A 13,422-nucleotide genomic window follows, 5' to 3' on the forward strand; every position below is an offset into this window, starting at 1 on the left:
CGTGCCCCGCGCTTCTCCCCGATCGGCCCCCGGCCCTACGGGACCCGCCCGACCGCCACCCCCATGACCTCCCGGGCGTGCCTACCGGGCACCATCCGCAGGCGCCAGGCCTGCCATCCCGCGTCCAGGTCGGCCCCCCGTTCCAGCAGGAGCTGGTACGCCTCGACGTAGTCGTCGAGCTTTCCGTCGCGGGAGGGGTGGCCGGAGCGGGCGAGCTGGGCCAGTTCCTCCAGGGCGACGGCGCTGCCCACTTCCAGGCCGCCCGCGGACGCGTACGGCAGCAGCGTGCACCTCAGGAACCTCGCCCAGTCCTCGCCCCGCCGGTCGCCGTAGGAGGCGAAGAGGCCGGCCGCCTCGTCGCACAGCGCGAGGGCCTGTGGCGTACGGGCGTTGCCGGCGTCGACCACCGCCAGCTCCAGGCACGTCCACGCCTCGCCGTGCGCCACGCCGATGCGGTGGAAGTCGGCCCGCGCGTCCACCAGCAGCTGGCGGGCGAAGCCCGAGTTGCGCAGTGAGCCGGTCTGGGCGGCGCGCTGGTCGCGGGTGACGCGGGCCGAGTGGTGGCGCGCGCACGCGAGCCCGTAGACGTCCCGCATCCGGGAGAACATCGAGCGGGAGCGCTCCAGTTCACGGACCGCCCGGTCCAGGTCGCCGGTCTCCTCCAGCGCCTGGCCCAGGTAGTACACCGTCCAGGCCTCCCCGCGCGCGTCCTCGTTCTCCCGGTGCCGGGAGGCCGCCTGGCGCAGGCCCGTGACCGCGGTGGACGCGTCGCCGTCGACGAGGCGGGCGCGGGCCAGCTGGGTCAGCGCCCAGGCCTCGCCGCGGGCGTCGCGGGTACGTCCGTACAGATCGAGGGCCTCGCGCAATTCCCGCTCCGCGCGCGGTACGTCGCCCATGCGCAGGCCCAGCTGGCCGAGCTGGAAGTGGGCCCAGGCCTCGCCGTGCACGGACTCGCCTTCGCGGTGCAGGACCAGGGCTTCGGTGAGCAGGGTCAGGGCCGTCGCGATCCGGCCGCGGTCGCGTTCCACCGCGGCCAGTGCGTGCATGGTCCAGGCGCGGTCCGCCGCGAGGTCGGGGGAGACCTGCAGGTCCATGGCCTCCTGGAGTCTGGCCGCGGCTTCGGTGAGGTTGCCCTGGTGGTGCAGGGTGATGCCGAGCGAGCACAGGGCGCGGGCGGCGCCCGCGTCGTGGTGCGCCTCGAAGTAGAGGTTCACCACGGACGACAGGGTGGTGTGGGCCTTGTCCAGTTCGCCGAGCTGGCGGGCCGCGATGCCGGTGCGCCACTGGACCGAGCGGACCAGCAGCCCCTGGTCGACCGCCTGCGTCAGTTCGCTGATCTCGCCCAGGCGGTAGAGGTCGCCGCGCAGCAGGCAGTAGTCGCACAGGGCGCCCAGAAGATGCAGTACGGCCGCCTGGTCCACGCCCTCCGCGTGCCGCAGCGCCGCCGTGATGAAGCTCGACTCGTCGTCCAGCCAGCGCAGGGCCGCGTCGAGGGAGGTGAACCCGTGCGGGCCGAACTGGTCGGCCCGGGTGGACGTCTTGCCGTCGACCAGCCGGATCACGGAGTCCGCCAGCTCGGCGTAGTTCACGATCAGGCGTTCCTGCGCGGCCGTCCGCTCGGAGGGTTCCTCCTCGTCCAGCAGCCGCGCCCGGGCGAAGGCCCGGACGAGGTCGTGCAGACGGTAGCGGCTGCCGCGGACATGGTCGATCAGGCCCGCCCGCGCCAGTGCCGTCAGGTGCCGGGTGGCTTCCGGTTCGTCCGTCGCCAGCAGGGACGCCGCCGCCGCGTTGCCCAGCGAGGCCCGGCCGGCCAGCGCGAGGCGGCGCAGCAGCCGCCGTGCCGCGTCGGTCTGGTCCGTGTAGCGCAGCCACAGGGCCCGCTCGACCGGCTCCACGGGACCGTACGCCCCGAGGTCGGCGGCCAGCCCGCGCGAGGTGCGGGGGCCGAGCGAGGAGCCCGCGAGGCGCAGCGCCAGCGGGAGACCGCCGCACAGCTCCCGCACCTGGTCGGAGGCCTCGGCGTCGTACGGGTCCGACGCGTCCTGGGACGCCGCGTTCAGCAGTTCCTCGGCGCCCGCCGCGTCGAGCGCCTCGACGGGGAGGTGGTGCACCCAGGCGGGGAGGTCGGCGGGCAGGTCGAGTGCGGTGCGGGAGGTGACCAGGACCAGGCTCTCCGAGCGTTCCGGGACCAGGGCGCGCACCTGTTCGGCGTCGGAGGCGTCGTCGAGCACGATCGTGACCGGCAGGCCCGTCAGATGCTGGTGGTACAGCTCGCTGAGGCGTCTGACCTGCTGGTCCGGTGAGGAACGCTCACGGAAGAGGAGCTGCTCGCGGGGTGCGCCGAGCCGGTTGAGGAGGTGGAGGAGGGCGTCGCGGGTGGTCAGGGGCGCCTCCTCGGTGCTGTCGCCGCGCAGGTCGACCACGCACGCGCCCCGGAACTGGTCCCGCAGGCTGTGCGCCGCCCGGATCGCGAGGGTGCTGCGGCCGGAGCCGGGCACGCCGTGCAGTACCACCACCGTCGGTTTCGACTCCGTGCCGGCGCGTGCCGCGTGCACCCACTGGGCGACCCGCGCCAACTCGGTCCGGCGCCCCGCGAACGGACCGGCCGGCTCGGGCAGTTGCCCGAACGACTGCTCCAGCACGCTGCGCCGGCGTGCGGCCGCGCTCTTGTCCGTGCGGCGCAGTTGCGGCGCACCCTGTTTGGCGCCCGCGGAGGCGCTGACCACCCGCTGCTGGTCGAGGAAGGGGCGGATGCCGCGGACGTCCAGGGCGGTCAGCCACTGCAGGCGCAGTTGCTCGGGACCGCCGGGCCGGCCCAGCGCTCCGGCCCGGCGGCTCGCGGCCGGCACGTGGGCGGCCGTCACCTTGAGCACGGTGGCCGCCGCGGCCGCCACCGCGACCGTCGCTCCCGCGCCGACCGCGGTGCCCGCGCCGGTGCCCATCGCCAGGTCCGCCGCGCAGGCCGCGACCGCGGCAACGGCCGCCACCAGCAGCGGAGTTCCGGCGCCCTCCCGGGCGTAACGCTGTGCGAACGTCAGCCGGCCGGCGTCCGCCGCGTCGAGGGCGCGGGTGTAGGCCCCGTACTCCTCGGCGGCGGCCCGGCCCAGGGTGTCGAGCTCGGCGCGGGCCCGTGACAGGAGCACGGTCCCGTCCGTACGTCCGCCCGAGCGCCGTACCTCTTCCTCGACGGCCCGGGCCAGCAGCCGCTCGGCCTCCGCCCGGTGGCTGTCCCGCATGTCACGTCCCCCTCCGGCGGCAACTCCTTTGCGGCCCAGTGTCGTTGGTAGGAGCCGTGAGCGCGAGAGGGCGGCGATCACCGGAGAGTGGGACGCGCCCGGTGACGTGGCGCTTCTCCGCCGTGCCGGACGGGCGGGGGAGAGCGGAAGCGTGCCGATCTTCCAGTCCTCCAGCGCTGTCAGACGGTTCCCAGGTCCAGGGTGACGGAGAAGGGCGCGGCGGCCTTGATCACGCCGGTGAACATCTCGCCGTCCCCGTAGGCCGTGGTGGCCGGGTCGAGAACGTAGGTGTAGACGATCGGGACACCGGTGGCGGCCTGTCCGATACGCCAGTAGAGGACGGCGACCCCTTCTCCATTCCGGCGCGGCCGGGCGAGGCGGAGCCCGTGCGGTCCCCACGACAGGGACGGGCGTTGTGAGAGGCTGGGCCGTATGAACCGGTTGGCTGGTGTGACCTCGCCTTATCTCCTTCAGCACGCTGACAATCCGGTCGACTGGTGGCCCTGGACGCCGGAGGCTTTCGAGGAAGCGCGGCGGCGTGACGTACCCGTTCTGCTGTCGGTCGGCTACTCGGCATGTCACTGGTGCCACGTCATGGCACACGAGTCCTTCGAGGACGAGACGACGGCCGCGTATCTGAACGAGCACTTCGTGAGCGTCAAGGTGGACCGCGAGGAGCGCCCGGACGTCGACGCGGTCTACATGGAGGCCGTGCAGGCGGCCACCGGCCAGGGCGGCTGGCCCATGACCGTCTTCCTGACGCCCGAGGCCGAGCCCTTCTACTTCGGAACGTACTTCCCGCCCGCTCCCCGCCACGGCATGCCCGGCTTCCGGCAGATCCTGGAGGGCGTGCACGGCGCCTGGACCGAGCGGCGCGAAGAGGTCGCCGAGGTCGCGGAGAAGATCGCGCGGGACCTCGCCGGGCGTGAGATGAGCTTCGGGGACGACCAAGTGCCCGGCGAGGAGGAGCTGGCCGGAGCCCTGCTCGGGCTCACCCGGGAGTACGACGCGAGCCGCGGCGGCTTCGGCGGTGCGCCCAAGTTCCCGCCGTCCATGGTCGTGGAGTTCCTGCTCCGCCACCACGCCCGCACCGGCTCCGAGGGCGCCCTCCAGATGGCGCGGGACACCTGTGAACGGATGGCGCGCGGCGGCATCTACGACCAGCTCGGGGGAGGGTTCGCCCGGTACTCCGTCGACCGTGAGTGGGTGGTCCCCCACTTCGAGAAGATGCTGTACGACAACGCGCTGCTGTGCCGCGTCTACGCGCACCTCTGGCGTGCAACCGGCTCCGAGCTGGCCCGCCGGATCGCCCTGGAGACCGCCGACTTCATGGTGCGTGAACTGCGTACCGCCGAGGGCGGTTTCGCCTCCGCGCTCGACGCCGACAGCGACGACGGGAGCGGCCGGCACGTCGAGGGCGCGTATTACGTGTGGACGCCCGAGCAGCTCCGCGAGGTCCTGGGGGACGACGCCGAACTCGCCGCCGAGTACTTCGGGGTGACCGCGGAGGGCACTTTCGAGGAGGGGTCCTCCGTGCTGCAACTCCCGCAGCAGGAAGGGGTGTTCGACGGCGAGAAGGTGGCCGGTATGCGCCGGCTGCTGCTGGCCGCCCGGTCGGACCGCCCGGCGCCCGGCCGTGACGACAAGGTCGTCGCCGCGTGGAACGGGCTGGCCGTCGCCGCGCTCGCGGAGACCGGCGCGTACTTCGACCGCCCGGACCTGGTGGACGCCGCGATCGGCGCCGCCGATCTCCTCGTCCGTCTGCACATGGACGACCGGGCGCGGCTGGCCCGTACCAGCCGGGACGGCCGTGCGGGCGCGAACGCGGGGGTGCTGGAGGACTACGCCGACGTCGCCGAGGGCTTCCTCGCGCTGGCCTCCGTGACCGGTGAGGGCGTCTGGCTGGAATTCGCCGGGTTCCTCCTCGACCATGTGCTCGCGCAGTTCACCGACCCGGAGTCGGGCGGCCTGTACGACACCGCGGCCGACGCGGAGCAGCTCATCCGCCGCCCCCAGGACCCGACGGACAACGCCACGCCCTCCGGCTGGAGCGCGGCGGCCGGCGCCCTGCTGTCGTACGCCGCGCACACCGGTTCCGAGCCTCATCGCGCCGCCGCCGAGCGGGCGTTGGGTGTCGTGAAGGCGCTCGGGCCGCGTGCTCCCCGCTTCGTCGGCTGGGGGCTGGCGGTCGCGGAGGCACTGCTCGACGGGCCGCGCGAGGTCGCGGTCGTGGGACCGGCCGGTGACGCCATGACCCGGGCGCTGCACCGGACGGCGCTGCTGGGCACCGCGCCGGGTGCCGTCGTCGCCGTGGGCGCCGCGGGGAGTGACGAGCTGCCGCTGCTCGCCGACCGCCCATTGGTGGACGGGGAACCGGCCGCGTACGTCTGCCGTAACTTCACCTGTGACGCTCCGACGACCGATCCCGACCGTCTCCGCACGGCTCTGAGCGGCTGAAACGGCTGGTCCCCAACCGGCTCAAACGCGACCAGTGTTCGATTTGTTCAGCAATTCCTCCCAGAGTGATGAAACGTGCTCTTCACCGGAACAACCTGTGGGCTTCACAGATCACCCATAGTCTCTGCTCGGTGACGCGGCGGATGTGACACACCGTCGCGCCTGGGGGATTTGGGGATCTGGGGGGATCTGTTGCTCACGTCTGTCTTCATCGCTGCCGTTTCGCTGGCCCTTTTCTGGATGGCCGCCTTCACCCTGTGGTGGCAGATGCACGCGTGGCGTACGCCCGAAGTGCTGGCTTCCACCCGCTTCGGCAGACCGGACGGCGGTGACCGGCTCGCCTTCTCGCTGCTGCTGCCGGCCCGCCACGAACAGGCCGTGCTCGACCACACCGTCCAGCGGCTGCTGGAGTCGAGCCACACGGACTTCGAGATCATCGTCATCGTCGGACACGACGATCCGGAGACCACCGAGGTCGCCCGGCAGGCCGCGGCCCGCGACCCGCGGGTGCGGGTCGTCGTCGACCAGCACGAAAGGAAGAACAAGCCGAAGGCCATGAACACGGCGTTGCCGCACTGCCGCGGTGATGTCGTGGGGGTCTTCGACGCCGAGGACCAGGTGCATCCGGAGCTGCTCGCCCACGTCGACCACGCGTTCCGCACGACGGGTGCCGACGTCGTCCAGGGCGGGGTCCAGCTCATCAACTTCAACTCCAGCTGGTACAGCCTGCGCAACTGCCTGGAGTACTTCTTCTGGTTCCGCTCACGGCTCCATCTGCACGCGCAGAAAGGATTCATCCCGCTCGGCGGCAACACCGTGTTCGTCCGGACGGATGTGCTGCGGGAGGCCGACGGCTGGGATCCCGACTGCCTCGCCGAGGACTGCGACCTGGGGGTACGCCTGTCCAGCGTCGGCAAGAAGGTCGTCGTCGCCTACGACTCCGACATGGTCACCCGGGAGGAGACCCCCGGCAGTCTGATGTCGCTGCTCAAGCAGCGCACCCGCTGGAACCAGGGCTTCCTGCAGGTCTACCGCAAGAAGGACTGGCAGCAACTGCCGGGCTTCGGGCAGCGGTTGCTGGCCCGGTACACGCTCATGACGCCGTATCTGCAGGCGCTCTCCGGTGTGGTCATCCCGCTCAACGTGGCCGTCGCGCTCTTCCTCGACGTACCCGTGGGCATCGCCTTCATCACCTTCCTGCCGGCCGTGACCGCCCTGGTCACCTTCGTCTTCGAACTCGTCGGACTGCACGACTTCGGCAAGCAGTACGGACTCCGTGTCCGCTTCGTGCACTACCTCAAGCTCGTCGTCGGCGGCCCCTTTTATCAGGTGCTCCTCGCCGGTGCGGCCGTCCGGGCCGTGTGGCGTGAGCAAAGGGGCCGGAACGACTGGGAGTTGACCAGTCACGTCGGCGCGCACCTCACGGAGGCCGAAGTGGCCCGCTAGGGCCCGGAGCGACTCGCCCGGACCCGAAGCGACCCGCCGAGACCCGAAAGCACCTGTCAGGAACGGAAGTCACCTGCCAGGGCCCGAGCGATCCGCCAAGACCCGAAGCCACCCGCCAAGACCCGAAGCGACCCGCCGGGGATCCGTCCGGCGGACCGGCGTCGGTTCCGCATGCCCGTGGTTCCAGGGGTCCTGCTCGCGCACGTCCCCAACCTGTCGATATGACCCGAAAGTCCCGAGAGGACCTTCCGCGTGACCTCCACTCTTCCCGCGGCGACCACGTCCACGGCCCCCGCGCAGCGGCCCTCCACGCCCGAAACCGTCCCCGTCCCCCTCCGCCGCGGCGGCTGCGCACCTCGCGCGCCGACCTCGCCCTGTGCGGTGTACTGCTGCTGGCGGTCATCGTCGTGCAGGGCTGGAACATCACCGACTACCCGACCCTCAGCGACGACGAGGGCACCTATCTCGCCCAGGCCTGGGCGGTGCAGCAGGGCAAGGGCCTCGCCCACTACACGTACTGGTACGACCACCCGCCCCTCGGCTGGATACAGATAGCCGCCCTGACCTGGATCCCCGCCCACCTCAGTCCCTCGCTGATGACCGTCGGCCCGATGCGGGTGGCGATGCTGGCGGTCGGCGCGGCCAGTGCCGTCCTGCTGTACGTCCTCGCGCGCCGTCTCTCCCTGCCGCGCTGGGCGGCCGGGCTCGCGATGGTCCTCTTCGGCCTCTCGCCGCTGTCGGTCGTGCTCCAGCGCGAGATCTTCCTCGACAACATCGCGGTCATGTGGACGCTGCTCGCGTTCTGCCTCGCCGCGTCCCCGAGCCGGCACCTGTGGCACCACTTCGGGGCGGGCATCGCTGCCGCGGCCGCCGTGCTCACCAAGGAGACGATGCTCGTCATCCTCCCCGCCCTGCTCGTCACCATGTGGCGGCACGGCCACCGTGACACCCGCAAGTTCGCGCTCACCGGAGCCATCACCGCCTGCGCCCTGATCGGCCTCGCCTATCCGCTCTTCGCCCTGCTCAAGGGCGAGTTGTTCCCCGGCGCGGGCCATGTCTCGCTCTGGGACGGCATCACGTACCAGATGAGCCGCCCCGGCTCCGGCTTCGTCCTCGACCCCGGCTCCGGCTCGTACGGCGTCCTGCACTCCTGGCTCTACTACGACCGCGTACTGCCCCTCGGCGGCCTCGCCGGAGCCCTGCTCCTCCTGGTCACCTGGCGCTGGTCGGTCACCGCCCGCGCCCTGGCCGGACCCGCGCTCACCGTCGCGATCCTGGCCCTGGTGGCGCTGCGCCCGAGCGGCTATCTGCCCGCGATGTACGTCATCCAGGCGCTGCCGTTCCTCGCGCTGGTCCTCGCCGGTGGCACCGCGAGCGTGCTCCACGCGGTGCTGCGCCGGCGGCGCGACACCGCGGAGACACCCGTCCTCACCTGGGGGCGGCGGGTGACGGCGGCCGCGCTCGTGGCGGTGGCCGCCGGGTTCGTCCTGCCGCGCTGGTACGACGGCGACCGCACCGCCGTCACCGCCGACGCCAACGCCCCCTACCGGGCGGCGGCTTCCTGGCTGAAGACCGAGGTGCGGGACCCGGCGGCCACCCGGGTCCTGGTGGACGACGCGCTCTGGCTCGACCTGGTGCACGACGGTTACCGGCCCGGCCTCGGGGTCATCTGGTTCTACAAGGCGGACCTCGACCCCGCGGTGACCAGGACGATGCCGGGCGGCTGGAAGGACATCGACTACATCGTCGCCTCCCCGACCGTACGGCGCGACGCGGTGGACCTGCCCAACGTCCACGCGGCCATCGAGCACTCCACGCCGGTCGCCACCTTCGGCACGGGCGAGGACCGCATCGAGATCCGGCGGATCACCACGAGCGCCACCACGTCGAGCACCGGAGGCAGTCGATGAGCAGCTTCGAGAGCACGGTCCCCGGTGAGCTGGGCGATCCGGCGGTAGGAACGGCGGAGGTTCCCGAACCGGGCGCGGTCACCATCGTCGTACCGACCTTCAACGAGGCCGGCAACGTCCCCGAACTGCTGCGCAGGATCACCGAGTCGGTACCGGCCCGGCTGCCCTGCGAGGTGGTCTTCGTGGACGACTCCACCGACGACACCCCCGGCGTGATCGTCCGGGCCGCGCAGGACTGCCCGTTCCCGGTGACCGTGCTGCACCGCGAACGGCCCACCGGCGGCCTCGGCGGCGCGGTCGTCGAGGGACTGAGGGCGGCGACCTCCGACTGGATCGTCGTCATGGACGGCGACCTGCAGCATCCGCCGTCCCTGGTACCGGAGTTGGTGGGCTCCGGCGAGCGGTCCGGCGCCGGCCTCGTCGTCGCCAGCCGTTACATCAAGGGCGGCAGCCGCGCGGGACTCGCCGGCGGCTACCGCATCGCCGTGTCACGCGGCGCGACCTGGCTGACCAAGACCCTCTTCCCGCGCCGACTGCGCGGCATCAGCGACCCGATGAGCGGCTTCTTCGCGATCCGCCGCAGCGCGGTCACCGCCGACATCCTCCAGCCCCTCGGCTACAAGATCCTCCTCGAACTCGCCGTACGCAGCCGCCCCCGTCAGGTCACCGAGGTGCCCTTCGTCTTCCAGGACCGGTTCGCCGGCGAGTCCAAGTCGAGCGCGCGGGAGGGCTTCCGTTTCCTGCGCCATCTGGCCGGGTTGCGCACCGCCTCACCGGTCGCCCGGATGGTCGTCTTCGGCCTGATCGGCGCCACGGGCTTCCTGCCCAACCTGCTCGGTCTGTACATGCTCACCGCCGTCGGCCTGCACTACCTGCCGGCGGAGATCCTCGCCAACCAGTTCGGCGTCGCCTGGAACTTCCTGCTCATCGAGCACCTGCTGTTCCGTGAACGCCGCAGGCACCGCAACCGGTGGGACCGCATGGGCCGCTTCGCCCTGCTCGCCAACGCCGACCTGGTGCTGCGCATCCCCCTGATCGCCCTGTTCGTCCGCCACTTCGGCATGGGCGCGCTGTCCGCCACCGCCCTGGCCCTGGTGACGACCTTCGTCCTGCGTTTCGCCGGCACCGAGGCGCTGGTCTACCTGCCGCGCCGCAGCCGTGCGGCCGAGGCCGACGGCGGGAGCCGCGGCCGCGGCCGCGGCCACACAACAAGGGGAGACGTGTGAAGTCCGGGATACGACCACGCCGCAGAACCTCACTCCTGGCCGTGGCGGGACTCGCCGCCGGGCTGCTGATCGTCTCGCCGCCGCAGCCCGCCTCAGCCGCGAACCTCGTCACCAACCCGGGCTTCGAGACCGCCGGTGCGGACGGCATGCCGTACTGCTGGGAGAAGTCCGGCTGGGGCGACAACGACTTCACGTTCGCCACAGTGAGCGGATCGCACTCCGGTTCCAAGGCCATGAAGGTCAGCCTGACCCGGCGCGTGGACGGCGACCGCAAGGCGCTGATCACGGAGTCCGCGGCCTGCGCGCCGGTGGTCACCGCGGGCAGGCAGTACGACCTGGGCCTCTGGTACAGGACGACGACCCCGGACGCCGCCCTCACCCTCTTCCGGCACGACACGACGGCGGGCTGGCAGTACTGGACCGACCTGAAGACCCTGGACATGGCGGCGGCCTGGACCTCGGCGAGCGTGCGTACGCCCGCCGTCCCGGCCGGTACCGACCGGATCACCTGGGGTGTCTCGGTGTACGGCACCGGCTCGGCGACCACCGACGACTACACGATGGAGCAGGTCGTCGACCCGATCCCGCCCGCCACCTGCACCGCCCCGGCCGACCAGTGCGCGGGCGGCCGCTGGGACGTGCTTCCCACCCAGAACCCGGTGCGCTCCATGCACTCCGTCGTCCTCAACAACGGCAAGGTGCTGCTGATCGCCGGGTCCGGCAACAGTGAGGAGAACTTCGACGCGGGCACGTTCACCAGCGCGGTCTACGACCCGGCGAACGGCACGTACAAGGTGATCCCCACGCCGAAGGACATGTTCTGCTCGGGGCACGTCCAGCTCGCCGACGGGCGGGTGCTGGTGATGAGCGGCAACAAGGCGTTCCCGGTCGCGGGCGGGCACGGCTACGAGGGGTACAAGGAGTCGTACGTCTTCGACCCCGTCACCGAGACGTACAGCAGGACGAACGACCTGAACGACGGCCACTGGTACCCGTCGGCCACCGAGCTCGGCAACGGTGACGTCATCTCGTTCGGCGGCCTGCGCGAGGACTCCACCGGGTCGGTGACGGCCGAGCGCTGGTCGGCGGCGCAGCAGCGGTGGCTGCCGTTCACACAGGTCAACCAGACCTGGTCGTACTGGGGTCTGTACCCGTCGATGATCCTGATGCAGGACGGGCGGCTCTTCTACTCGGGCAGTCACGTCTTCGGCAACGGCACCCCGGGTACCGGCTCGGCGATCTACGACTACGACGCGAACACGGTGACGGCGATCCCGGGGCTGCGGAACAAGGACGAGCGCGACCAGTCCGCCAGCGTGCTGCTGCCCCCGGCCCAGGACCAGAAGGTCCTCACGCTCGGCGGCGGCAACATCGACTCCAACCCGGACGCGGGCCGGCTCACCGACATCATCGATCTCAAGGCCGCGAACCCGGCGTACACGATGGGTCCCCAGATCCCGCAGGGCACCGTCGACCTCGGCAACGGCAAGGTCCCGGAGACGGGCGGGCAGGGCAAGATGTACGTCTCCGCCGTCCTGCTGCCCGACGGCAAGGTGCTGGAGACGGGCGGCGGTCTGCACAACCGGGCCGACCCCGTCTACGAGGCGTCGGTCTTCGACCCGGCCTCCTCCACCTTCGCCCCGGTGGCCGCCGACCCCGAGGCGCGCGGCTACCACTCCTCCGCGTTCCTGCTGCCCGACGGCCGCGTCATGGCCACCGGCGACAACCCGGGCAACGGCACCTGGAACCACAACGTGTCCGTCTACACGCCGCCCTACCTGCTCAAGGGCACCCGCCCGGCGATCACCTCCGTGATCGACAACGAGTGGGTGTACGGGGACACCCAGCGCATCACGGTCGACCGGCCCGTCGTGAAGGCGGAGCTGATCCGGCCCGCCGCGGTGACGCACTCGTCCGACCCCAACCAGCGGTTCGTGGACCTGCCGCTGAGCGTGGACGGCGACAACGTCGACCTGAACGTGACCAGCAACCCCGACCTGGCGCCGCCGGGCTGGTACATGCTCTTCGCGGTCGACGCCAACGGCGTCCCGTCGGTCGCCGAATGGGTGCATCTGCAGGGCCCGCCCGCGCTCGCCACGGACACCGCATCGGCGCACGTCCACTCCTTCGCCGGCTCCCTGGGGGGCACGGTCACCAAGGGCGGCAAGAAGCGGAACGCGCAGCAGGTCAGCACCACGATCTCCGGCTGCGACCGGCACTACGGCGGCGTCAACGTCTGCGTGCCGACGGTCTTCCCGGCCGGCGTCAAGAAGGCGACGGCCCCGCGTTGCGCGTGGCTGAAGGCCAACGACTACGGCCGCCTCGAGGTCAACGGAAAGGACGACCCGCTGGGCCTCGACCCCGACCGGGACGGTGTGGCCTGCGGCGCCGAGGACGTGAACGGGCCCTAACTCTCGACCCGTCCGAACTCGGCGAGGGCGCGCCCCACGATGGCCTCCAGGTTCTCGTGGTGCGCGCCCCTCCAGTAGGCGCGCCCGCACTCCCGGCACTGCGCGAACACGTCGTACGACCGCTCGGTGCCGTCCTCCAGCTGGCCGGCGACCTGCTCCTTGGCGGCCTCCCGGAGCAGACCGTTGCAGGCGGTGCAGCGCGTCCAGGGCCGCAGCTCGGGTGCGAACCGGCCCAGGACGTCCCGGAGTTGGTCGTCGGGCCGGGTGCTGTAGACGAACGCGCCCGCCCACAGTTCGCGGCGGCGCAGCAGTCCCCGGTCGCGGCTGAGCATGACGCGCCGCTCCGCCGCGGAGCGGGTGGCGAGGGCCGGGTCACCGATGTCCGTGGACTCGTAGGCGGTGTCGACGCCGAGCAGGCGCAGGCGGCGGGCGAGGGTGCCGAGGTGGACGTCGAGGAGGAAGCGGAGCGGGGCGCCGGGGACCCGCTGCGGGCGCTCGACCGCTCGGACGTGTACGGACTCGCCGGCCGCCGGGACGTGTGACACCGGGACCTCCCGGCCGTCCACGACCAGGGCGCCGACCTCGGTCAGCGGGACGCCGAGCGACTCGACGACATGGCCGAGGGTCGAGGAGCCGTCGGTGACGACGGCGGTGGCGCCGGAACGCCGCGCGTGGGGGACGAACAGGCCCAGCTCCGGGGCGAAGGCGACGAGGATCTCCGGTCCGTTCACCCGGT

General features: G+C 71.9%; 6 protein-coding genes and 2 pseudogenes. 5 read left to right on the forward strand and 3 right to left on the reverse strand.

Annotated features, from left to right (window positions below):
- Positions 1–35: 35 nt before the first annotated feature.
- Together HEP85_RS25185 and HEP85_RS25190 are read right to left on the reverse strand one after the other, a co-directional pair.
- Entirely contained in the window at positions 36–3,236 is a 3,201-nt protein-coding gene (locus HEP85_RS25185; RefSeq protein WP_369657830.1) for a tetratricopeptide repeat protein, read from the reverse strand.
- A gap of 179 nt (positions 3,237–3,415) precedes the next feature.
- A pseudogene (locus HEP85_RS25190) lies at positions 3,416–3,571 on the reverse strand (Uma2 family endonuclease); the annotation flags it as partial.
- A gap of 97 nt (positions 3,572–3,668) precedes the next feature.
- Here HEP85_RS25190 and HEP85_RS25195 point away from each other — a divergent pair.
- From HEP85_RS25195 to HEP85_RS25215, 5 genes and pseudogenes are all read left to right on the forward strand, one after another.
- A complete protein-coding gene (locus HEP85_RS25195) occupies positions 3,669–5,693 on the forward strand; it encodes a thioredoxin domain-containing protein (RefSeq protein ID WP_168529956.1) in 2,025 nt (674 codons plus the stop codon).
- A 192-nt stretch (positions 5,694–5,885) separates the two neighbouring features.
- Positions 5,886–7,139, forward strand: coding sequence for a glycosyltransferase (locus HEP85_RS25200; protein ID WP_168529957.1), 1,254 nt, complete (start codon positions 5,886–5,888; stop codon positions 7,137–7,139).
- Positions 7,140–7,391: 252 nt separating this feature from the next.
- Positions 7,392–9,049 (forward strand): annotated as a pseudogene (locus HEP85_RS25205) (ArnT family glycosyltransferase).
- Positions 9,046–10,275 (forward strand): glycosyltransferase, encoded by a 1,230-nt coding sequence (locus HEP85_RS25210; protein ID WP_369657831.1) that lies wholly within the window; start codon positions 9,046–9,048, stop codon positions 10,273–10,275. Before HEP85_RS25205 ends, HEP85_RS25210 begins: the two are co-directional and overlap by 4 nt.
- A 41-nt stretch (positions 10,276–10,316) precedes the next feature.
- Complete coding sequence (locus tag HEP85_RS25215; RefSeq protein ID WP_369657832.1) at positions 10,317–12,686, forward strand: galactose oxidase-like domain-containing protein; 2,370 nt, start codon at positions 10,317–10,319, stop codon at positions 12,684–12,686.
- Here HEP85_RS25215 and HEP85_RS25220 read toward each other — a convergent pair.
- On the reverse strand, positions 12,683–13,417 hold the full coding sequence (locus HEP85_RS25220) for a Mut7-C RNAse domain-containing protein (protein ID WP_168529961.1): 735 nt from the start codon (positions 13,415–13,417) through the stop codon (positions 12,683–12,685). The two genes, HEP85_RS25215 and HEP85_RS25220, sit on opposite strands and share 4 nt — an antisense overlap.
- Positions 13,418–13,422 lie beyond the last annotated feature (5 nt).

Origin of the sequence: Streptomyces sp. RPA4-2 (assembly GCF_012273515.2) — a bacterium.
Lineage (GTDB): Bacteria > Actinomycetota > Actinomycetes > Streptomycetales > Streptomycetaceae > Streptomyces > Streptomyces kaempferi.